Source organism: Lachnoanaerobaculum umeaense (genome assembly GCF_003589745.1).
Lineage (GTDB): Bacteria > Bacillota > Clostridia > Lachnospirales > Lachnospiraceae > Lachnoanaerobaculum > Lachnoanaerobaculum umeaense.
The window spans coordinates 2,398,551-2,421,003 of the sequence record NZ_CP032364.1; the positions used below are offsets into that span (position 1 = coordinate 2,398,551).

A 22,453-nucleotide genomic window follows, 5' to 3' on the forward strand; every position below is an offset into this window, starting at 1 on the left:
TATAGCTTCTTGCTTTTCCTGATTTTAAGTAACTTAAGCCAAGCCCACCTGTGATATCATATTCATAGGCATACTCTTCAAGCTTTACATTATTCTTTAAATGACAAAGAACGCTTAATTTTGATTATCTTTACTCCTGCACAAGCTGCCAAACTTCCAATAAGTTTCAGCATAAGTTTCTTTATTTCACCCGGTACCCCTGCCATGACAGGCAGGGCACCAAGCATCATTGGAAGCAGTCTTTAAAGTCCTTTGACATATCCTTATAAGGCTCTTTTAAGTCTTCATACTTGACCTATAGCAGTATTATCGTCTTTCCTTCTGATAACAAATATTGTAGCCTTTCTTTACATACATTTTGCTGAATTCTGCTCTCAAGTACAATTAAAATTGCCGGTAAGATCATAAGTATAACACTAATTATTACTCCACAACTTAAAGAGCCACTAGCCCCTCTCACTATATCTACATATAATTTGTATACAAAAATAGAAATGTAGAGTATAAATAAAATTATACATATAATTTCCGGAAATATTGTATATTCTATCTTACATACATTACCTTGTTCTTCTATGCTACCTTTTACATAGCACAACCCAATATGCTTAAATCCACTTTTTTTACCTTGTAATATCATTTGAAATTTTTTACCTTTTAATGATTTCATGAAAGATAACTTGTCAAACATTTTCCATATTTCTGTTGTCGTTCTATTTGTTATACATGAACCATTTATTGTAAAGCTTATCATAAACATTTAATCTCCCTATGCTAAACACTGCTTTGGCAGAAATTATTAGAATTTGCTATCAACGATCCAGATCCAAAAGGATATGATAATTTCGGATTATGCCAATTAATTGGGGCTTCCCCATATACCCATCCTTCTGATAACTGCTTATACCATGTAATTCCCACTCCTTCACCACCTCCAAGTCCCTCTCTAGAAATGATTTCACTATAAACAGGATTTAATATGCAGGTGCAATTGCTCCACCTTCAACACCTACTACTAAATTAATTGAACCTCCAATAAATAATCCCGCATAATCCTCCGGATTTTAACATTATAGACATATCCTTTTGTTTCTGTGCAATCTATAATACTGGATAATTCCATACTTTTTCCAAAACCACCAAAAGAATACTCACAATACTTATCATTATCCATAACAATTCCTCTACCAACTATTGCCAATCCAACACTATTTGTATTTTCCAATACATACATTTGGCTTTCTTTTAACTTGGGTATTGCCTCATTTTCTGATAAACCTAGAAACATTCTTATATTTTTCTCATTAAGCCCCCTTGGTAAATTTCTTATGCTTACCTCACCTGCTAACTTTCCATCTCTATCCACAAGCCTCAACGGATTACCAAAGCAGTACCCATACCAATTCAAACTGAATGGCTGCTCTATGTTTCCCTTTATCTAATCTTCTCATGCAAACCTACCTACTCCCGGCACATACTCTCTTGCCTGGGCAAAGTAGGTATCAGCTACATTATCATATCTATAGCCCGTATAACCGAATGGCTGCATTTTCCCTTGTGTATTATAGGTATCTTCTCCAAACTAATCATAACCATATACAGCTTGACTTTCTCCTCCCTGCTCAAGAAGGCTAATTGTACTTCCAAGTTCATCCTGTAGATATGTGAACTCTTTTTATCCTACTATATTCTGCCACCGTACCTGTCTTTAATCTTCTCTGCACTTTCCATATCTAAAGCTAACTTCATCACCGATATAATCATTGCCTTTGTGGCTCTTCCAAACATCATATCCTGTTTCCTATGGGAACACATTCAGACTGACACACCACCTGTCAATTACAATTATTTAAATTTCATTTCTTTATACATCCCGGCTGTTTCATAACTAATGTATTTTTTCCCGGTAATTATATAAACATATATATCCCTATCTTTGTTTTTATATAGTATATCTAATAAATAGTATTTATTATGTTTATTTTTTCTCTTATATGTGCATCTTTCAATAGGGTATGAAGTTAAAATAATACACTCCTTTTCCCAGTCTATATAGCCTAAATCTTCCGGAAAACCAAATGAGTTCTTATATTTCATAAGTTCCTCTTCTGTTCTCATTAGTATTTCTATGTAATCATAATCCTGCTTTTCTCGTCCTAACTCACTTTCGTTAAAAACCTTAAGTAGCCTGGTTTCTATTTCTATATCTTTCTGTTCATATCCATTATACATATTATAAGCACATATAACTAATGCAATACATATAACACCTAACCCTATATACCATTTCATTAAAATCTTGCACCTCCCTGTAAACTATTCCTAATCTATTCCGTCGCACATAAGATAGATATTCCTCATATATATATATACAGTACTTTACCGAATTCTAATTGGGTTTATCTGCTCTCACCACTTATAAAATCCTTCACTCTTTTCTTTAAAACCTTTATTACAAGAATAAATCCTCCTATTAAAAAAAAATATATATACATTCTAAACAATATTTTAAAAATATACTCAACATTAGTTTTATATGATATCCACAATAATATAAATACTATACTTTCACTAATTATAAGTACATATACTAACCAATATACTTTTTCATTCCTTGACCACAAAAAAAACAATATATTTGTATACTTATTAAGCTTTATCTTTCTATTATGTTTTTCTATATCTGTTTTATCTATACTCCAACAACCTCCATAAAGTAATATATACGATGCAAAAGATATTAATAATAACGTTAATATATCCGGCATAAATTTCTCCTATTCTGTAAAACATTTGCCCTTTTTAGTGGATGAATTTATATGTTTTTTAAACTTATCTTTCAGTTCTTCATCTGAAATATTACTGTTTTGTTTTTTATATATTTTATTTTTTATTTCTTTCAATGCTGTATCTGAAAACCATGATAGTATTGTAGTGTCAAGCATAAATGATTATGTCCCAAAATAATTAATTTATAAGCCCCCACAAAGGGGCTTTTATTATGCACTTTTTATGTCTTCTTCAATTCTGTGTGGCTGTGAGTGTGCGAATTTATTAAAGGCATCCAATCTCCAAGGATGGTTCATAGGCGGTATATAAGGCTTTCTAGGCTTTGGCTGTTTGTAGTCAGCATCCAAATCCTTAGATTTATGCTCATGAGCCGGTATTTCTTCCAGTGCATAAATATCTTTGTCATTTACGCACGCAAACATAGACCTATCAAATGCCTTGATAAGCATAACCTTGGTACCTTTTCGATAATGGGTCTGCACTCCTTTGTGATCTATCATCTTATAAAATTTCTTCTCGAATTGAATCGCATGTCCGGCATCAACAGTTCTCTCAGTTAAAACCGCCAAAGTAAGATTTATTTTTTCTTTAGATGGTTGCGTTTCAAAGACAGATTTGATACCATAAAGTGGAAGTGCGAACTTCTCATTGAATTCTTTTATGTAGTGGTAAATGAATTCATTGGCTTTATGGATATCGGTTACGCCTGCGAGCCTTAGCTCAATAGGCAGGCGTGACTGTAAAGTCTGATTCAATCGTTCTATACGTCCTTTAGCCTGTGGTACGCTGCTTGATTCAAGCTGTGTGCCAAGTTGCTTACAGGCGTATGCAAACTGTGTATAGGTGTCTTTGTCGTCAGATAAGGCACCTTTTTTCTTGTAAGTAAATACAGTTCGTTTATCAGTAAGAAACTTATAGGGAATACCATAATCAGTAAGAATCTGCTCAAATACATGGTAGTATCCATTAAGAGTCTCCTGAGTATCAAACCAGGCACCTGTGACAACACCTGAGGCATCATCAATAGCCAAATGTAGATGCCATATCTGTCCCGGTACCCATTCATAAGGGGTAGCATCCATCTGAAGCAATTCGCCAAAATAAGCACATCTTGGACGACGACTGTGAGCATCTTCAACTGCTACTAAGTTAGCTTGTATCTGTGATAATTCCTTTTTTGATGTTGTAGCTTCCTTCTTAGCTCTGAGAGTTTGCTTAATGCGTCTACGCTTAGCTTTTGTAGCCTTTGGAGATAGAATGTACTCTGACTCCAAAATACTCATTACAGAGGAAGAGGAGATACTTATGCCTTCATGCTTTTTTAGAAGCTCTGTATAGTGTTCAAAGTTAGCCTCGTAGTATTTAGTTCTATATAGATCAAGAACTTGACTTCTGACATCAGGGCAGATAGTGGTAGCCGGCTTCTTACCTCTGTTACCATGAATAAAGAATGCCTTACCATCTTTAACATAACCTTGTATCATACGGTTTATATGCCTCTTGGTGCATCCTAGGATAAGAGCAGCTCTATCCTTGTTAGCTGTATCGGGGTGATCTACCAGACCTTTGATAACTTCATACTTTCTTTGTTCATCCATTGATAAAATAACCTTTCTGATAAGTCAGTTCCTCCTAGTGTTAGAATATACAAAATAGTATTCTACCATAAGTGGGACATTTTTATTTGTGGTATACTAGGACTTTATCATATATGGCTTATATATCTGAAAACCATGATAGTATTGTAGTTGACAAATTCATTCTTATACTTGCAGCAGTCATTTCCCGAACAAATTCTTGATACTTCCACCTTCCTACATCCATCATATTCTCTCCGGGTGCATCACACATATATGCATTCCCCTGTACAGCTTTTGCCAAAGCAATATTATTTGCACCATTACTAATTATTGTATTAATTTTTGATATCTCCGGCTTCCGTGTAGGAATAGGCGGTATTATAACCTTCTCTGTCTTTCTTTCCTGTAACTCTTCCTAAAAGATCATATGAAAATATCTCTTCATATCCAAGTGCATTTATAACAGACACTATATTTCCCATAAGATCTCTTTTGTATCTTGTAACCCTAGGGGTATTTCATATACCAATATTTTTGCTCTTTCCTCTGACAATATAATTCTAAGCATTCTGAATTTGTCTTATTATATCTCTTTTTCAATTAAATTTGCATAAGTCAGTTTAGCTAATAATGATATTTTAACTACTGTATCAACCATACCTACCAATCTATTCCATAAAATCTGTCTCCACTTTCCCACTTAACCGGTCTTATTTTATTTCCTGTATTTAAATCAACTATAAAAAAACTCATTCTATATCCGCTTGACCAAAAAATTGGAATATCTCCTACCGTATATAATACATACTTCTCATCCTGCGAAAACTTAATATCCAAAAGTTCTTTTCCTAACAGATTTTGATTAACAACAGGCATCCTTTCCTTCATATTCCAATCATATATGCATATTTCCGGAGCATCATAATAGACTATTTTAGCCTTATTATATGTCATATCCATATTCCCATCAAAGTCAAGTACTCCCACATTCTCGGTAGGCAATATATTCTCTACATCAACCACTTTACATTTTTTATCATCAGTGCTTTCAATTTTATATTTTGAAATGCTTTTTTCTGATTCCACAAACAATAAATCTTCCGAATCTCTACCTTCAATAAAATAACAATAATTCCTACCATCAGAACTGTATAATATATGCATATTCCAAACACCATCTTCTTTTACAAGATAGCAAAGTTCATCTCTCCAATCTCCCCAGAAGAAAGTATACCCATCCTTAAAGTATTTTGGCATATGTAGATTAGCTGTATCAAAGGACCTATATTTAATCTCATCTAAGCCTATATCCTTGGCACAGTTATTTAAAGTTTTCAAATCTATAATAGGATTATATGTATAATCTTTCATATTAAGTTCTACCAAGCCTTGAAAGTCATCCTCCCATTTTACAGCAATAATAGTTTCATAATTCTCACTATATGACAGTTCTTGCAAAATATCCTCTGAAATTTTTTCAAGGTCTTTCTTTCCAACACTATATTTATATGTTCCCTTATCTCCACTATGAAATTCTGCAGAAAATACTATATCAGGTTGTTTTTCTACTGTTTGTATCATATGATAATCAGTATATCTTTTATACAGGAACCATATACTACCAAGAAATATTAAACATATAAATATTGTTATTGCTATTTTCTTCATATACTATACCTCTTAATCTACGGTTGTACAGTTTTTGCTCTTATGAATCTCATCCCAAATTTCTTTTAAATCTCCATATTTTACATTTGCATAGTAATCTCCATATTTATCTATTTCACCTATCATATAATTGTATATATTGTTTGGCACTATATGTCCTCCGGTCTCTATTGGTATACCTCCGGTCTGCATCCACATCCTTGCATTTATATCACAATTATTTAATAACACATGATAATCCTTTTCATCACGCCCTATTCCATTAATATCTAAAATAGTATCCTGTACTGACTGAGCCATTGCTTTTCCGGATTCATTTGTTATAGGAAAATCTATTGCCCTATTATATACATCTTTTTGATCTTTATTCCCATCCCCGGTATTAATACTAAAGCTATACTTATCACTTTTCTTCTTTAGTGATTCTCCCACATCTATCCCCTATGCATAATTTACATTAGCATCATTATATCCACACAGAATAGTTAATGGACTGTTAGCATCACCTACAAAACTATATAAATCCCCGGTGTCATCACTTCTAAGCAACATCATTGCAGCGTGTCCGTTACCAAACGCACCTGATTCAATGTTTAAATAAAATACCCCTACATATGGAGCTCCATTTTTATTTTGTAGAACATCATTTTCTGCATATTCTCTCAGTGTCTTGGCATTTGATGGATTGGCCAAAAGAGCTTTTGGAGTTTTGGGCTTATAATTTATTACTCCCAGAGATTTTCTAGTGCGTTCTGCATTTGACGGATTAGCCAATGGAACTCTAGGCTTCTTTCCATCATAATCCACCAATCCAAACGGATTCCCAAAACAATACCCATACTAATTCAGGCTAAAAGGCTTTTCTATATTTCCCTTTATCCAGTCCTCTCCTGCAAACCTGCCAACTCCCGGCACATACTCTCTTGCCTGTGCAAAGTAGGTATCAGCTACATTATCATATCTGTAACCTGTATAACCGAATGGCTGTATCTGTCCCTGTGTGTTATAAGTATCTTCTCCAAACTCATCATAGCCATATACAGCTTGACTTTCTCCACCCTGCTCAAGAAGGCGAATTGTACTTCCAAGCTCATCCTGTAGATATGTAAACTCTTTTTCCCCTTCTTCCATATATGCAACATTAAAGTCCCATATATAGCTTTGTATTGCCTGACTGCCTCTTTTTTAGGAATAGTCAGTATTATAACCTTCTCTATCTTTCTTTTCTGTCACTCTTCCTAAAAGTTTATATGAAAATATAATGAAGACTCACATCAATTCAAATATTCTTAAATGCTCTACTTCACCTTCATATTTGATGTCCAAAAATACAGTGGTTTTCCATTCTTATCTACTATGATATATGCCCTTTTATTACCATGTAATGAATATATGTTACTTCTATACCACCCCTTTTCACTAATATAATATGAGTAGATTTCCCAACTTTCTTTATCTAAGTAATCTTGTTCATCACTTGTGTTTTTTAAATAACTCATAACGTATCTGTACGCCAGATCATCTACTGTATCATATCTAACATGCTGTATTCCACTATATCCAAACTTACATAATGTACTGTCTTTAACAAAGGCATCTTTTCCAATAGGTTCGTCACTTAGCACCTCAAAAGAAATTATATAATGTGAATTTTTTAAATATTCATATTCAAACTCCATATTTTCTTTCATATTCCCAATATTTGGTGCAACGTAGTAATGTTTATTTCCTATTACAACCGCATTAACACCTTTTTCATATGAATACATTTTATCTACAATACCTATAGATTTTATTACTGACATTTCTTTCAAATCTTTTTTTAAATCAACTGTCCGTTTTAAGTGCTTTATCATCGGCATAATAATTGATAGACATATAATAGCAGAAATACCTATAGAAAATAAAAAGGACATTGTCAACCTGATTTTCCTTATATATTCTCTTTCTTTCAATTTTTGTCTTCTAACCACACAAATACATGCCACTATTATCAATGCAATAACTACAACAATATCACAAAAAAAATTTGTATTTAATATACTATTTCTCTCTATTAAAAAATTTATATCTTCTTTCATTATAAAACACCTACAAAAAATATTATAGCCTTACTTAATATACCTAATATACCTGTGTACAATAAGGATTACTTTTTTGCGGAACATCTCCTGTATCATGGAAATAACTACCATGAATCCAATCTTGAGTATCTGACACATAATAAGTTTTGCTATATCCCAAACTCATCTGAAACTTTGAAATAGCTAACTTCGAAACAGATATAACCTTTTCTCCTGTTCTTGCACTAACTCCAGTTGCTGTAATTTTTCCACCTTTTAATATATTATATGTATATAGTGCATCGAATTCTCCTTTAAAATCTACAGGTTCATAAACATTACGTACAACCCCAAGTGATATAGTCGTATCAACTACCGGAATTCCATAGCTAATATTAGCTGCAAATCCCCCATAATCATAAATACAATACTTATCTTTATCAAGCAATACCCATACTGATTCAGGCTAAATGGCTGCTCTATATCTCCCTTTATCCAATCCTCTCCTGCAAACCTACCCACTCTCTGTACATACTCTCTCGCCTGTGCAAAGTATGTATCGGCTACATTATCATATCTATAGCCTGTATACCCGAATGGCTGCACATGTCACTGTATGCCATAGGTATCCTCTCCAAACTCACCATATCCATATATAGTTTGATTTTCTCCACCCTGCTCAAGAAGGCGAATTGTACTTTCAAGATGCTCTTAAGCCCGTCTTCTCCATAGCCTATCTTCCATTCATACTATTTTATTCCCATCCTGTTTCCAAGCCCGTCATAGCTATGGCTTCTTGCTTTCCCCAAATTTGAGTAACTTAAATTTTTATTTTTAACAAAGATATTAATCAAATTTACCAACTACATGCTCTTACAGACATTTTATTTACTATATCAAAAAGTTTTCATTTACCATCCCTCTACCAATCAAGTTCTATAAAAATCTCTATACTTTAACAAATCATAAGTTTTTGGATTTTCAAAATCGCTTTTTTTAATATTCTTATCCTCAATAAGTATAGCTATTCCAGATATCCACATTTCATCATCATCTTCATATGCTCTCCACAGTAGTCTTTCTACATAGGACAACAAATCATTTTTATTGTAAGACACCAATAATGAAACAGTATACTCAAATGTAGGCCAATTTGCATCTTGTAATAGCTCTATTAAAAATGGTATATACTCTAATTTTCTAGTGTAACTTATCCTTTCTATAATATATAGAATATTGAACCATGAAAACTTACTTTTGTATCTCAAAGGATTAAAATAAGTTTCTGTATTATTTTCTTCTTTTTCTAATAATAATGCTAATTTGTCTAGTTTTTCCCCAGATATATTCTCGTTAATGTAAATATTATATTCATATTTTTTAATTAAGTTATCAATCAATTTTGACATTACATGGTCCTCCATCATCTCCAAAGGATTTACAGGTCTTACAGAAACATGATTTGGTTTATCTATAACTGCCGTTAATACTCCTGTTGCATTTATTGCCTCCATAGTTGTAATAGTATAATCCGTTGCTGCTGGAACTTTCAACTCATAAGATAATCCTGTATGTAAATCTATGGGTCTAGGAGTTAAATTAGTTGCATTTCTATTTCCACGTCTATATATAACTGTTTCATTATGTCTTTTTGTTGTTACTTGTTCTAATGCAATTACCCTAGACTTTTCTTTCTACTTTGCTGTACTATTTATATATGTACCAACTGCTACTCCTCCAGATACAAATAATGTTATACCTAGTATACCTAATGCAACTAAATCCATTGGTTCAGGTGCAGGACTATCAGCTAAGGCAGCTGCTCCTGCCATTTCATTTCCTGTTTTCAGTATATCAAATACTTGTGAATAGTTACTAGCCATTTCCGGTGTTTTTCCGTCCCTATCAACTAATCCAATAGGATTTCCCCAACAGTACCCATACTGATTAAGGCTAAAAGGCTTTTCTATATTTCCCTTTATCCAATCTTCTCCTACAAATCTTCCTATTTTCGGTACATACTCTCTTGCCTGTGCAAAGTAGGTATCAGCTACATTATCATATCTGTAACCTGTATAGCCGAATGGCTGTATCTGTCCCTGTGTGTTATAAGTATCTTCTCCAAACTCATCATAACCATATACAGCTTGGCTTTCTCCTCCCTGATCAAGAAGGCGAATTGTACTTCCAAGCTCATCCTGTAGATAGGTAAATTCTTTTTCCCCTTCTTCCATATATGCAACATTAAAGTCCCAAACATAGCTTTGTATTGCCTGACTGCCTCTTTTTATGGTTTTATTTTGCAAAAGGTTGTGATATGCTCTTGTTCTGTCAAGGATATAGTTTTCTTCATATGACGGTGTCAGCTCTGACAAGTTTTCTTCCAGGATGGTCTTAAGCCCGTCTTCTCCATAGCCTATCTTCCTTTCATACTCTTTTATTCCCATCCTGTTTCCAAGCCCGTCATAGCTATAGCTTCTTGCTTTTCCCAAATTTGAGTAACTTAAAGCAAGCCTACCTGCAGTGTCGTATTCGTAGGCTCTTACTCTCTTCCCTCTATCTGTTATTCCGATAAGATTTCCTCTTTTATCGTATTCGTATGTCTTATTTCCAAAAGACGATACACATACTCCTCAAGCTTTACACCTTCCTTTAAATGGCAAAGTGCGCTTAATAACCCTCTTTTGTTTTTCCATATCAGTTTTATCTATTCCACAACAGGCACCATAAAGTAGTATATATTCTAAAAAAGGCACTATTGCTGTAATACAGAAATTCGACATAAAATCCTCCTCACTCTAACTTTTTCAATCTACTCCAATATCTTTAGCTCAATGGGAGGGCCTGCTCTTCTGTAATCCTTTACTCCTCCAAAGTTTGCTGTAGCTCTTATCGTTAAGTATTTCTTTTCATTTGCTTGAAGTATTATTTCCTTTTCGCCTATAAACCTACCATCTGTTTCTGCAACATTTGATAAATCTTCCGGACTCCATTCATATATACCTGATAATATAAAGTCTGAATTTATAAAATTATATTGTTTATATTCATTTGAGTCTAAAATAAATGTAACCCTGTGCATCTTGCTGTCATTATTAATTATAATTACATATATCCTAGCTTCAACATCTTTTGATGTACCGTCATAATATATATGTCCAATCGATGATTCTATTTTATTAGTCAATTTATTATTATCTTCTATAAATTCTACTTTAGGACGAGATATTGAACTTATTATACAAAAAAATATAAGTGTTACAGTTAACATTACAATTGTACTTAAAAAAAGTTTAATCTTTACTTTCATTTTTCGCCCTCAATCTATTGTATTGCAATAATACATAGGATATGATGAATAAATTTGGTTTCTTATGTATTCCCATCCAGCTCCCATAGCCACCTGCTCATTTTCTGAATCTATATATTTTCTAGGATATTTCCCCGGTAATTTACTATCCCAGTCTTTATTCCAATTTCTTAGCCATCCTGAATTTTTCTGCCAAAACATCTCACATTCTCTTTCTCTAATTATCGTAGTATCATACCAAGTTAAATGTATCTCGTAATCTTTAGGTGTTAAAAAACCATTTTCTTTCGCAGCATTCGATTTTTCAATATCTGTAGCATACATAAAATTTGGATCTATAATATCATTCCATGCATATGTCATCATATATGTTATGTCACCTTTCTTACTTTTGCTAATATTACCTGATATTTTGAAGCCACCTACTTTTTCATTGGTTCCATGTAAAAACTGATAACCCACTGCATTTTCACCATTTTCAATCACCATATGTGGTATTTCAAGTGTTACATCTATGCTACCACCCGGCTTAACTTTGTTACCTATTGGAATAACTAGATCACCCACTTTGCCGGTCAGTATTGGATTTTTCATCATATATTGTCCCCAGGGTCCATTTTCACCTGTATACATTGTTGGAAATTCCACAATATCCTTTCCTGTTCCCACCATCCAATGTTTGCCTATCATTAAGCCAAATATATCTTTTTCTTTTCCAAAATAATCACCAACAGTACTTCTAAAATCAAACCCGGTTTTATCAACATATATCAGAGGGTTAGAAACACAATAAGTATACAAGTTAATGGACTCCGGACTTTGAAATTTTATAAACCAATCTTTGTCCTCTCCTGCAAACCTGCCAACTCCTGCCACATACTCTCTCGCCTGGGCAAAGTAGGTATCAGCTACCTTATCATATCTGTAGCCTGTATAACCGAATGGCTGTATCTGTCCCTGTGTACAATATGTATCTTCTCCAAACTCATCATAACCATATACAGCTTGGCTTTCTCCTCCCTGCTCAAGAAGGCGAATTGTACTTCCCAGCTCATCCTGTAGATAGGTAAACTCTTTTTCCCCTTCTTCCATATATGCAACATTAAAGTCCCATATATAGCTTTGTATTGCCTGACTGCCTCTTTTTCCGGTTTTATTTTGCAAAAGGTTGTGATATGCCTTTGTTCTGTCCAGTATATAGCTTTCTTCATATGACGGTGTCAGCTCTGACAAGTTTTCTTCCATGATGGTCTTAAGCCCATCTTCTCCATAGCCTATCTGTTTTTCATATTCTTTAAAACCTATCCTGTTTCCAAGCCCGTCATAGCTGTAGCTTCTTGCTTTTCCCACATTTGAGTAACTTAAACCAAGCCTACCTGTAGTGTCGTATTCGTAGGCTCTTACTCTCTTCCCTCTATCTGTTATTCCGATAAGATTTCCTCTTTTATCGTATTCGTATGTCTTATTTCCCTGCAATCCTCCCTCTTCTATAAGTCTGTCAAGTGCATCATAAGTATATCTTATCTCTAAATCATTAGACCTTTTTAGTGATTCCCTGTTTCCATAGGCATCGTAAGTATACTTACTTGCAAGTCTGTCTCCTCTTTTTACTTCTATAAGTCTGCTTAGGGCATCATAACTGTAATAAAAGGTAGCTGAATCATTCCATAGTTTATGTATTATCTTTTCTTTATTATCATTTTCCTTTATTCCCTTCGAGTTTACATCCCTATGTCTTACAATCATCCACCTTCTTGCATTTTGATCACAATTATTCGTTAATAATTTATAATCATTTTCATCAAATCCTATTCCATTTGTTTTTAAGATAGTCTCCCTTGCGGCATCTGCTGTTACTTTTCCGGATTCATCTATTATTGGAGAATATATTGCTCTATTGTACCCACTTTCAATTTCTTTATTTTTTGGAAAGTAATTCTTCAACATTTATTTATCATGGTATGCCTTATTCAAAATCATATTTATTAAGAAAGCCTGACGGGTACATACACTCCGGTAAAATAATTTTTTCTCGTTTTATAGGATATATAGGGTACCAATCTATTAATTTATACGCTTCAAAATATTCACCGCCCTCCTCCCAGTATTTACCTCCTTCTATTTTTTTTACAATACACAAATAAGTATTATCATATTCTGAAAGTGGCATTTCTATTATTGGCTTATCATCTTTCTCAAGCCAAATATCACAGATATTTTCTTTATCATAAAAACTATTACTATCTCCTACAATTTTCCAACTTGCACCTGTTGCATAAAATGTTCTTTTAATTAATATAGCATTCTCATACTTGTAAAAATCTGCTTCCATTTTTGCATATTTAACAGGTATCCAAGCAGGAATGAGATAAATTATTATGATTACAATTACTAATAAAAATAGTACAATCAAACCTCTAATCACTCTTATTAATCCTTTTTTTAATAAATTTCCTTCCATTAATATAATATTCCTTTTTTATTTATTCAGAACAATTTGTCATAAATAAAACCCTCTCAGCACCATCACTTCCCTCTGGGAATTTGGTATTCCCTCCAAAAATATCTACACCTAATCCTCGTGATATTTTTTTTAGTAAACTATTATCAGATACATTTCGGTATAAAGTTTTACCATTAAAAGCATAAGTTAATCCACCTACTCTGTTAGCCCAAAATTGAGCAAAACTATCTTTTCCTGCTGTTCCGGTATTACAAGAATAAAAATTAGTTTTAGGTGTATTAAAAGCTCCACTATTAATGCCGACTATATCATTTATTGTTAAATTTAGTGATTTATTGTAATTTTCATCCTCATAATTATACCCTAAAGATACGATTCCTCAGTCTCTTACAAATCCATGAGAAAATACACTAACTTCAGTAATCAAATCTTCATTTCTTGGATATTTTATGTCGTTAGCTCTTATAGCATTGCTTAGATCAGCAATTCTAGGCAGTTCTTTTGGGGTAGTCTTATTATTAATATAATTTATTAAATCCGATTTGTTGTTAATAAAATATAAATTTACATTTTCCGAGCTTGCTACTCTTTGAATTGCATTTATATCCCCATTTGTCCAACCTGCATTTGATACAAGCCATGTTATATCTTTCGCACCTTCCTTTTTCCATTCAGTTATCTGAGCGATTGCGGGATCAATAAATTCATAGTAATATTTACCTTTTTTTGTTTCTCGGCACTATATACTCCGCCTGATACCAAAAGCCTTTCTTTTCCATTCAAATCAATGTATATCAAAGAATTATTTCCACAATAGTTGTACGAATTCAAGCTAAACGGATGCTCTATGTTTCCCTTTATCCAATCCTCCCCGGCAAACCTTCCAACTCCCGGCACATACTCTCTTGCCTGTGCAAAGTAGGTATCGGCTACCTTATCATATCTATAGCCTGTATAACCGAATGGCTGCAAACGTCCCTGTGTGTTATAAGCATCTTCTCCAAACTCATCATAACCATATACAGCTTGACTTTCTCCTCCCTGCTCAAGAAGGCGAATTGTACTTCCCAGCTCATCCTGTAGATAGGTAAACTCTTTTTCCCCTTCTTCCACATATGCAACATTAAAGTCCCAAACATAGCTTTGTATTGCCTGACTGCCTCTTTTTATGGTTTTATTTTGCAAAAGGTTGTGATATGCCTTTGTTCTGTCAAGTATATAGCTTTCTTCATATGACGGTGTCAGTTCTGACAAGTTTTCTTCCAAGATAATCTTAAGCCCGTCTTCTCCATAGCCTATCTTCCATCTTTGAAATAATTTTATAGATTTCTTCCTTTAGCTGTACATCACTAAGTTCTAAAACCGCCGGTACTGCATTATTTCTTACACGGTTTAATGCACCTGTATAAACCGCACTGTAACTTTCGGCCTGATTTTTGATTATCTTTACTCCTGCACAGGCTGCCAAACTTCCCATAAGTTTTAGCATAAGCTTATCTTTTTCACTTGGCACTCCTGCCATGACAGGCATTGCACCAAGCATCATTGGAAGCAGTCTTTCAAAGTACTTTGACATATCCTTATAAGGCTCTTTTAATTCTTCATATGTCTTTGATTTTTTCCCTTAAACAATACTTTATCAGCTGATATATTTACATCACTTTTTAACTTTATGGAACTTCCCTTTACTCTCTTCATTAAACACTCCTTTTATTTACTATATCAAGAAAATTTTTATTTACCTTCCAACTACCAATCAATACCGTAAAACATATCACCATTTTCCCACTTATCCAATCGTATTTTATTTCCTGTCTTGATATCTACTATGTAAAAAATCAATCTATATCCATCTGTCCAAAAAAAAGGAATATCTCCTACTGCATAAAATATATATCTCTCATCCGGTGAAAACTTAATATATACAACATCCTGCCATAATAAATGCTGACTGTTAACATAGTTCCTATTCTTTGTATCAAGATCGTAAATATATATATTGGGTTCCTCATAATAGGAAAGCCTATTTATATCATTAGATATATCCATGTTCCCGGTTGAACTGCTGAAACTCTTTCTTGAAGTAATTAATAATTCTTCTTTTCCAAATGTTTCTAAATTATTTTTATTAATATATAGTCTATCAATCTTTTGACTATAAACTTCATATCGTGATTCTAAAAATAGTATGTCTTTATCGTCTTTTTCTTTAATATGATAACTATAATTTCCATGCTCAGATTTATATAACACACTCATTTTACAAACATTATTTTGTTTGTTAGCATAACAAATTATATCATTTGTATTTTCCCAAAAAAATGTATATCCGTCTTTATAAAATTGTGGCATATGTATATTGGAAATTCCAGGCATATTGTATTTAATCTCATCTAATCCTATTTCTTTAGCACATTTATTTAATTCTTCTAAATCTATAATCGGCTTGAATGTATAGTGTTTCATATCCAACTCCGCCAATCCTTGAAACTTGTCTTCCCATACCACTCCAACAATCTTTTCATAATCATTACTATAAGATAAATCTTGAAAAGCATAATCCGAAATTTTTTCAGCTTTTCCGGTCTGTATATCATATTTAAAAGTGCCTTTATCTCCATCTTTAAATCGTGCTGAAAACACTATAGATGGCTGTTTTATTATTTCTTTTATAATCTTATAGTTGATATATATCTTGTATAGACAAACTACACATATTATGAACATAATAAAAAGAAATAATTTCATTATTCTTTTCTTCATAAATACTCCATCTTAATCTACTGTAGTACAGTTTTTGCTCTTATGAATCTCATCCCAAATTTCTTTTAAATCTCCATATTTTACATTTGCATAGTAATCTCCCCATTTATCTATTTCATCTACCATGTGCTTGTATATATTATTTGGTGCTATATGTCCCCCTGTTTCTATTGGTATACCTCCTGCTTGCATCCATGTCCTTGCATTCATATCACAATTATTTAATAACACATGATAGTCCTTTTCATCACGTCCTATTCCATTAATATCTAAAATGGTATCCTTTGCTGACTGAGCCATTGCCTTGCCGGATTCGTTATTTATAGGGAAATATATTGCTCTATTATAATTATCTTCTCTGATTTCCTCTGTAGTAACTGTGTAAAAGGTATATTTATCTTTTTTCTCTTTTAATACACTTCCCACATCTATCCCATATGCATAATTTACATTTGCATTATTATATCCCCACAATACTGCTGTAAATTTATTGCTATTATCTCCTACATAGCTGTATAAATCCCCTGTATCATCACTTCTAAGCAACATCATTGCTGCATGTCCAAATCCATTAGCACCTGATTCGATATTTAAATAAAATACTCCTACATATGGAGCCCCATTTTTATTTTGTAGAACATCATTTTCTGCATATTCTCTTGGTGTCTTTGCATTTGATGGATTGGCCAAAGGAGCTATTGGAGCTCTGGGTTTATAATTTATTACTCCCAGAGGTTTTCTATGGCGTTCAGCATTTGACGGATTAGCCAATGGAACTCTAGGCTTCTTTCCATCATAATCCACCAATCCAAACGGATTCTCAAAACAATACCCATACTGATTCAGGCTAAATGGCTGCTCTATACTTCCCTTTATCCAATCCTCTCCTGCAAATCTGCCCACTCCCGGCATATACTCTCTCGCCTGTGCAAAGTAGGTATCAGCTACATTATCATATCTGTAACCTGTATAGCCGAATGGCTGTATCTGTCCCTGTGTGTTATAAGCATCTTCTCCAAACTCATCATAACCATATACAGCTTGACTTTCTCCTCCCTGTTCAATAAGGCGAATTGTACTTCCAAGCTCATCCTGTAGATAGGTAAACTCTTTTTCACCTTCTTCCATATATGCAACATTAAAGTCCCATATGTAGCTTTGTATTGCCTGACTACCTCTTTTTATGGTTTTATTTTGCAAAAGGTTGTGATATGCCTTTGTTCTGTCAAGTATATAGCTTTCTTCATATGACGGTGTCAATTCTGACAAGTTTTCTTCCAGGATGCTCTTAAGCCCGTCTTCTCCATAGCCTATCTGTTTTTCATATTCTTTAAAACCTATCCTGTTTCCTAAACCGTCATAGCTGTAGCTTCTTGCTTTTCCTGATTTCGAGTAACTTAAACCAAGCCTACCTGTGATGTCGTATTCGTAGGCTCTTACTCTCTTCCCTCTATCTGTTATTCCGATAAGATTTCCTCTTTTATCGTATTCGTATGTCTTATTTCCCTGTAATCCTCCCTCTTTTATAAGTCTGTCCAAGGCGTCATAAGTATATCTTATCTCTAAATCATTACCACTTTTTAGTGATTCCCTGTTTCCATAGGCATCATAGGTATACTTACTTACAAGTCTGTCTCCTCTTTTTACTTCTATAAGTCTGCTTAGGGCATCATAACTGTAATAAAAGGTGGATGAATCATCCCATAGTTTATGTATTATCTTTTCTTTATTATCATTTTCCTTTATTCCATTCGGGTTTACATCCCTATGTCTTACGATCTTTGTTTTATTCCCTAAAAGGTCATAATCATAGGCATACTCTTCAAGCTTTACATTATTCTTTAAATGACAAAGACCGCTTAAGAGTCCTCTTTCATTATATTCGTAGATACTGCTTACTTCATCAGACATACCTTTTTTGATAAGTCTTCCTTCTTTGTCATAAGTGTAATCCACTCTTTTATTTCCTGATGTAAGGCTTGTCAGTCTTAAATATTTATCGTATTCATATGATACACTACTTCCGTCAGGATATTCTGTCTTTAATCTCTCACCATACTTTCCGTATCTATAGCTGACTTCTTCACCGTTATAATCCACTACCTTTGTGGTTCTGCCAAACTTATCACCTTCTATATTTATAGTACCGAGTGCATCCTTCACTTGACTTAACTGTCTTAAGCTGTTGTAGGTGTACTCTACACTTTTTCCGTCATTGTATATAATACTTTTGATATCTCCGGATTCCGTGTAGGAATAGGCGGTATTATAACCTTCTCTGTCTTTCTTTTCTGTCACTCTTCCTAAAAGATCATATGAAAATGTCTCTTCATATCCAAGTGCATTTATAACAGACACTATATTTCCCATAAGATCTCTTTTGTATCTTGTAACCCTTGGGATACTTACTGCATCTATAGGTTCTTTTAGGGAAGTATTTGCCGATTCAACACCTGATATAAGTTCTTTATCACCTTCATGTCTATATACGGTAATTAACCTGCCCACCTTATCATAATTGTATTCCGTTCTGTTTCCCATGGCATCTATTACTGATATCAGTTTTCCTCCAAGAGAATAATTGTATTTTGTCATATGTCCCATGGCATCCGTTTCTTTTATTACATTTCCCATGGCATCATATTCAAAGCTTTGTTTTTGTGAAAAGTTATTCTTTGCCTCTATAAGTCTGTTCAGCTTGTCATAAGTAAATAAAACATAATCTCCCTTTTCATTCTCCCTTTTTACTACATTCAAATTTTTATCATATGTGAATATTTCATATCTTTTATCAGGGTATGTTTTTCTTTGTAGAAGACCACCTTTATAGTAATCGTATAGAGTTTCAAATTCCCCTGACTTTATCTTTTTTATTTTTCCAAGTTCATTGTATTCATATTCTCTTGTGAAACCGTACACATCTGTTTCAAGTATTATCCTTCCCAAAATATCATACTTTATTTTATGTGTTCCAAGATTATTTGTTATATTCAGGCTATGTTTTCCATACTCATACTCTGTTTCCTCTCCGGATTTATCTCTGTAGGATATAAGTCTGTTTCTTTCATCATATGAATACTCTTCCATATTTCCCAAAGGATCGATTATCTTTATCAGATTTCCGTTTGCATCATAGTGATACTTATACTCACCCTTATTTTGCAAAGTCTTTTTTTCTACCAGATTTATTGCATTATAAGTATACTCTACCTCTCCTCCATCAGGATATACTTCCTTTATAAGATTTTGGCAAAGATCATACTCCATCCTATAAGTCTCACCGTCAGGCAGGGTAAAATCATTTATATTATTTAACTCATTATAGTTTATCTTTGTTATACCGCCTCTAAAGTCTTCAAATAAAGACAGCTTCCCATTCTCTGTATAGTTATATCTACATGTGTTTCCTAAAGCATCCTTTACAGCGGTCAATAAGTCTCTCTCATCATAGGAAAACCCTGTTTTATTACCTTCTCCGTCAATGCTTGCAATCACACGATTAAGGTTATCATACTCATAAGTGGTTACTTTACCGTTTTCTTCTTCGATACCGGATATATTCCCTCTGTTATCATAGTAAGCTTTTCTTTTGGAATTGTCAGGCAAAGTTATTATAAGGCTTCCTTTGCTGTAATCAAACTTTGTGCTTTCTCCTAAAGTATTTTTACTTTCTATGATTCTTCCTTTATCATCATAGAAATACTTTTCAATCTCTTCACCGTTTATATAATGGACTGCTACATTGCCTTTTCTGTCATAGTCTATACCTTCACTTTGATTATCAGGGAAAGTAACTTTTGTAAGTTTTCCTTCCTTATCATACTCATAGGATGTTATATTTCCCTTTTTATCCTTATATGAGGTCAACAGATTTCTTGTATCATAAGTAAAGCTTTCCGACTCACCTGCGTACTCACTTTTTATATTTCTGAAATTCTCATCATGTACATGTACCTCTGCATTTCCATTCTGATTTATGACAAAGGTTTTACTTTCATCACTTTTATACTCATATCTTATTATTCCTCCATCGGCGAATTTTTGTATCTTTACTCTGTTTTCACCGTCATATAGGTTTTTAAGTACATAGATTCCCCTTGGATTTTTTATCTTTTCCAAAAGTTCATCTTTATAGTAATAGCTGTATGTAAGTTTTCCCTCAATATATACTCTGCCAAGCTGATTTCCTTCATAACTGTACTCTACTTTTCTTCCGGTATGATCTTTTATCTCACTTAATTTCCCGAAGTCATTGTAGTAAAGAGCTATTTTGCTTCCACTTTCGCCGGATACTTCTAGCAGTCTGTCTTTTGAATCATAAGAAAGAGAAACTACCTCACCATTCTTTCTTTCTATACGCAAAAGCTTCCCGTCTTTATCAAAAAGGTATATCAGTCCGCTCTCAGCATTGTAAATAAATCCTGTTTGCGTTTGCTTTAAACGATTTAAATCATCAAAAACAGAATGTATTCTTCCTTCTTCATCCACAAAGTATGCTTCATCCTGTCCGTCGGATAAATGTAATATATATCCGTTTTCTTCACGACTTACAGATATTTCATAGCTATGTCTCCAACCTTTTCCAAGTACTCCCGTTCTTTTTTCACTGCTGTTATAAGACCTTATAAAACCTATGGGAAATTTTGAGCGGAGCATAATATCTTCTTTACTATATGTAAAGTTTCCGGTATTTGCATTTACCGGATCTCCCGTCATGGCACATAATGCACCTCTTGCTCCCTTTAAAAAATCTTCCATACTGTTGTTTTTCATAAGATCTTTTAAAAGCTCATTCCATGAAGCAAAGGCAGGACCGTTCTTTTCAAGCATCTTTGAAATAATTTTATAGATTTCTTCCTTTAGCTGTACATCACTAAGTTCTAAAGCTGCCGGCACTGCATTATTTCTTACACGATTTAACGCACCTGTATAAACCGCACTGTAACTTCCATCCTGATTTTTGATTATCTTTACTCCTGCACAGGCTGCCAAACTTCCCATAAGTTTTAGCATAAGCTTATCTTTCTCACTTGGCACTCCTGACATAACAGGCATTGCACCAAGTATCCTTGGAATCAGCCTTTCAAAGTCCTTTGACATATCCTTATAAGGCTCTTTTAATTCTTCATATGTCTTTGATTTTTTTCCCTTAAGCAATACTCTATCAGCTGATATATTTACATCACTGTTTAACTTTATAGAACTTCCCTTTACTCTCTTCATTAGACACCCCTTCCAACTATGTATGCTCCCTTTTTAGCGCTTTACTTAGTACATATCTAGATTTACCTGCTTTAGTTCTCCCATATATTCACCAAAGAGAAATAATAACTCTTTAGATGTATCTTTAAAGATATCCGTATCCATTATCGACTCTAAGGCTTTTTTCCAAAGAATTGCAATAATATCATCATATCCCTTTAAAACAAACCTTATTCCTTCCTCTATCTCCGACTCACTTAATAAAAGTTTTCCTATCCCTTTCATCATTTCTTCACGAATTTTACAGGAATCTTTTTTCATAAAATCCGGATTCCAATATCCGATACCTAGAGGTTTATCTATATACAAGCCCTCATCTGAGGCATATATCATAAGTTTATAGCTTTTTGTATAAAGACTAGTATTAAGGAAAAATAATATAAGATACTTAAGCTTATATATCCGCTTTTCCTCTATCACATCTGACAGTATGTTTTTTATTTCTTCAGATAAATCCTGTATATTATAATCTTCATATTCCCGAATTTTTTCGCTGAGCCATCTGTATCTGAAACTTTTAAAATATTCCTTTTTTTGCTTTTCCCTATCCATC

Annotated in this window: 25 protein-coding genes; all 25 read right to left on the reverse strand. The window is 33.5% G+C overall.

The genetic code is table 11. The features are described from left to right. Window positions 1-89 precede the first annotated feature (89 nt). Window positions 90-230, reverse strand: coding sequence for a hypothetical protein (locus tag D4A81_RS13225; protein WP_162902587.1), 141 nt, complete (start codon window positions 228-230; stop codon window positions 90-92). Window positions 231-295: 65 nt separating this feature from the next. Next, window positions 296-760: a hypothetical protein gene (locus D4A81_RS11235; RefSeq protein ID WP_111525955.1), complete on the reverse strand. Its 465-nt coding sequence runs from the start codon at window positions 758-760 to the stop codon at window positions 296-298. Between the two features lie 255 nt (window positions 761-1,015). Beyond that, window positions 1,016-1,366, reverse strand: coding sequence for a hypothetical protein (locus D4A81_RS13300; protein WP_174705948.1), 351 nt, complete (start codon window positions 1,364-1,366; stop codon window positions 1,016-1,018). A gap of 479 nt (window positions 1,367-1,845) precedes the next feature. Next, window positions 1,846-2,292 carry a hypothetical protein gene (locus D4A81_RS11245; RefSeq protein WP_111525954.1) on the reverse strand — a complete coding sequence of 149 codons (447 nt, stop codon included), beginning with the start codon at window positions 2,290-2,292 and terminating at the stop codon, window positions 1,846-1,848. A 107-nt stretch (window positions 2,293-2,399) separates the two neighbouring features. Beyond that, window positions 2,400-2,768, reverse strand: coding sequence for a hypothetical protein (locus D4A81_RS11250; protein WP_111525953.1), 369 nt, complete (start codon window positions 2,766-2,768; stop codon window positions 2,400-2,402). A gap of 9 nt (window positions 2,769-2,777) precedes the next feature. Then, on the reverse strand, window positions 2,778-2,945 hold the full coding sequence (locus tag D4A81_RS13230; RefSeq protein WP_162902588.1) for a hypothetical protein: 168 nt from the start codon (window positions 2,943-2,945) through the stop codon (window positions 2,778-2,780). A gap of 54 nt (window positions 2,946-2,999) precedes the next feature. Next, window positions 3,000-4,388 carry an ISNCY family transposase gene (locus tag D4A81_RS11255; RefSeq protein ID WP_119808221.1) on the reverse strand — a complete coding sequence of 463 codons (1,389 nt, stop codon included), beginning with the start codon at window positions 4,386-4,388 and terminating at the stop codon, window positions 3,000-3,002. Window positions 4,389-4,506: 118 nt separating this feature from the next. Next, on the reverse strand, window positions 4,507-4,671 hold the full coding sequence (locus tag D4A81_RS13235; protein WP_162902589.1) for a hypothetical protein: 165 nt from the start codon (window positions 4,669-4,671) through the stop codon (window positions 4,507-4,509). A gap of 34 nt (window positions 4,672-4,705) precedes the next feature. Next, a complete protein-coding gene (locus tag D4A81_RS11260) occupies window positions 4,706-4,852 on the reverse strand; it encodes an RHS repeat protein (protein ID WP_111524319.1) in 147 nt (48 codons plus the stop codon). Between the two features lie 178 nt (window positions 4,853-5,030). Beyond that, window positions 5,031-6,038: a hypothetical protein gene (locus D4A81_RS11265; protein ID WP_111524318.1), complete on the reverse strand. Its 1,008-nt coding sequence runs from the start codon at window positions 6,036-6,038 to the stop codon at window positions 5,031-5,033. Between the two features lie 12 nt (window positions 6,039-6,050). Then, window positions 6,051-6,470 (reverse strand): hypothetical protein, encoded by a 420-nt coding sequence (locus D4A81_RS11270; protein ID WP_111524317.1) that lies wholly within the window; start codon window positions 6,468-6,470, stop codon window positions 6,051-6,053. A gap of 9 nt (window positions 6,471-6,479) precedes the next feature. Continuing rightward, window positions 6,480-6,845, reverse strand: a complete 366-nt coding sequence (locus D4A81_RS11275) for a hypothetical protein (RefSeq protein WP_146246993.1) — start codon at window positions 6,843-6,845, stop codon at window positions 6,480-6,482. 33 nt (window positions 6,846-6,878) lie between these two features. Continuing rightward, window positions 6,879-7,169: a hypothetical protein gene (locus tag D4A81_RS11280; RefSeq protein ID WP_242977603.1), complete on the reverse strand. Its 291-nt coding sequence runs from the start codon at window positions 7,167-7,169 to the stop codon at window positions 6,879-6,881. A gap of 167 nt (window positions 7,170-7,336) precedes the next feature. After that, a complete protein-coding gene (locus tag D4A81_RS11285; protein ID WP_111524315.1) occupies window positions 7,337-8,119 on the reverse strand; it encodes a hypothetical protein in 783 nt (260 codons plus the stop codon). Window positions 8,120-8,162: 43 nt separating this feature from the next. Then, the gene (locus tag D4A81_RS11290; protein ID WP_111524314.1) at window positions 8,163-8,549 is read right to left on the reverse strand and encodes a hypothetical protein; all 387 of its coding nucleotides are present in this window, start codon (window positions 8,547-8,549) and stop codon (window positions 8,163-8,165) included. Between the two features lie 481 nt (window positions 8,550-9,030). Then, window positions 9,031-9,654, reverse strand: a complete 624-nt coding sequence (locus D4A81_RS11300) for a DUF5071 domain-containing protein (RefSeq protein ID WP_242977601.1) — start codon at window positions 9,652-9,654, stop codon at window positions 9,031-9,033. A gap of 141 nt (window positions 9,655-9,795) precedes the next feature. Beyond that, complete coding sequence (locus tag D4A81_RS11305; protein ID WP_242977600.1) at window positions 9,796-10,593, reverse strand: RHS repeat domain-containing protein; 798 nt, start codon at window positions 10,591-10,593, stop codon at window positions 9,796-9,798. 320 nt (window positions 10,594-10,913) lie between these two features. Further along, a complete protein-coding gene (locus D4A81_RS11310; protein WP_111524313.1) occupies window positions 10,914-11,411 on the reverse strand; it encodes a hypothetical protein in 498 nt (165 codons plus the stop codon). Between the two features lie 9 nt (window positions 11,412-11,420). Further along, complete coding sequence (locus D4A81_RS11315; RefSeq protein WP_242977598.1) at window positions 11,421-13,358, reverse strand: RHS repeat domain-containing protein; 1,938 nt, start codon at window positions 13,356-13,358, stop codon at window positions 11,421-11,423. 19 nt (window positions 13,359-13,377) lie between these two features. Further along, a complete protein-coding gene (locus D4A81_RS11320; RefSeq protein ID WP_111524312.1) occupies window positions 13,378-13,872 on the reverse strand; it encodes a hypothetical protein in 495 nt (164 codons plus the stop codon). A gap of 678 nt (window positions 13,873-14,550) precedes the next feature. Next, window positions 14,551-15,129, reverse strand: a complete 579-nt coding sequence (locus D4A81_RS11325; protein WP_242977595.1) for an RHS repeat domain-containing protein — start codon at window positions 15,127-15,129, stop codon at window positions 14,551-14,553. A 19-nt stretch (window positions 15,130-15,148) separates the two neighbouring features. Further along, window positions 15,149-15,451, reverse strand: a complete 303-nt coding sequence (locus D4A81_RS11330) for a hypothetical protein (protein WP_174705949.1) — start codon at window positions 15,449-15,451, stop codon at window positions 15,149-15,151. Window positions 15,452-15,624: 173 nt separating this feature from the next. Further along, window positions 15,625-16,638, reverse strand: coding sequence for a hypothetical protein (locus D4A81_RS11335; protein ID WP_111524311.1), 1,014 nt, complete (start codon window positions 16,636-16,638; stop codon window positions 15,625-15,627). A 12-nt stretch (window positions 16,639-16,650) separates the two neighbouring features. After that, window positions 16,651-21,861, reverse strand: a complete 5,211-nt coding sequence (locus tag D4A81_RS11340) for a DUF6531 domain-containing protein (protein WP_242977593.1) — start codon at window positions 21,859-21,861, stop codon at window positions 16,651-16,653. A gap of 45 nt (window positions 21,862-21,906) precedes the next feature. Beyond that, the gene (locus D4A81_RS11345; RefSeq protein WP_111524310.1) at window positions 21,907-22,452 is read right to left on the reverse strand and encodes a hypothetical protein; all 546 of its coding nucleotides are present in this window, start codon (window positions 22,450-22,452) and stop codon (window positions 21,907-21,909) included. Window position 22,453: the final 1 nt, after the last annotated feature.

Coding starts and splice junctions, on each gene's coding strand:
- D4A81_RS11250 (WP_111525953.1), bottom strand. CDS start 2,768: ATGCCGGATATATTAACGTTATTATTAATATCTTTTGCATCGTATATA.
- D4A81_RS11235 (WP_111525955.1), bottom strand. CDS start 760: ATGTTTATGATAAGCTTTACAATAAATGGTTCATGTATAACAAATAGA.
- D4A81_RS11320 (WP_111524312.1), bottom strand. CDS start 13,872: ATGGAAGGAAATTTATTAAAAAAAGGATTAATAAGAGTGATTAGAGGT.
- D4A81_RS11335 (WP_111524311.1), bottom strand. CDS start 16,638: ATGAAGAAAAGAATAATGAAATTATTTCTTTTTATTATGTTCATAATA.
- D4A81_RS11330 (WP_174705949.1), bottom strand. CDS start 15,451: ATGTCAAAGTACTTTGAAAGACTGCTTCCAATGATGCTTGGTGCAATG.
- D4A81_RS11315 (WP_242977598.1), bottom strand. CDS start 13,358: ATGTTGAAGAATTACTTTCCAAAAAATAAAGAAATTGAAAGTGGGTAC.
- D4A81_RS11255 (WP_119808221.1), bottom strand. CDS start 4,388: ATGGATGAACAAAGAAAGTATGAAGTTATCAAAGGTCTGGTAGATCAC.
- D4A81_RS13230 (WP_162902588.1), bottom strand. CDS start 2,945: ATGCTTGACACTACAATACTATCATGGTTTTCAGATACAGCATTGAAA.
- D4A81_RS11245 (WP_111525954.1), bottom strand. CDS start 2,292: ATGAAATGGTATATAGGGTTAGGTGTTATATGTATTGCATTAGTTATA.
- D4A81_RS11310 (WP_111524313.1), bottom strand. CDS start 11,411: ATGAAAGTAAAGATTAAACTTTTTTTAAGTACAATTGTAATGTTAACT.
- D4A81_RS11285 (WP_111524315.1), bottom strand. CDS start 8,119: ATGAAAGAAGATATAAATTTTTTAATAGAGAGAAATAGTATATTAAAT.
- D4A81_RS11345 (WP_111524310.1), bottom strand. CDS start 22,452: ATGGATAGGGAAAAGCAAAAAAAGGAATATTTTAAAAGTTTCAGATAC.
- D4A81_RS11280 (WP_242977603.1), bottom strand. CDS start 7,169: ATGGAAGAAGGGGAAAAAGAGTTTACATATCTACAGGATGAGCTTGGA.
- D4A81_RS11265 (WP_111524318.1), bottom strand. CDS start 6,038: ATGAAGAAAATAGCAATAACAATATTTATATGTTTAATATTTCTTGGT.
- D4A81_RS11260 (WP_111524319.1), bottom strand. CDS start 4,852: ATGGGAAATATAGTGTCTGTTATAAATGCACTTGGATATGAAGAGATA.
- D4A81_RS13225 (WP_162902587.1), bottom strand. CDS start 230: ATGATGCTTGGTGCCCTGCCTGTCATGGCAGGGGTACCGGGTGAAATA.
- D4A81_RS11340 (WP_242977593.1), bottom strand. CDS start 21,861: ATGAAGAGAGTAAAGGGAAGTTCTATAAAGTTAAACAGTGATGTAAAT.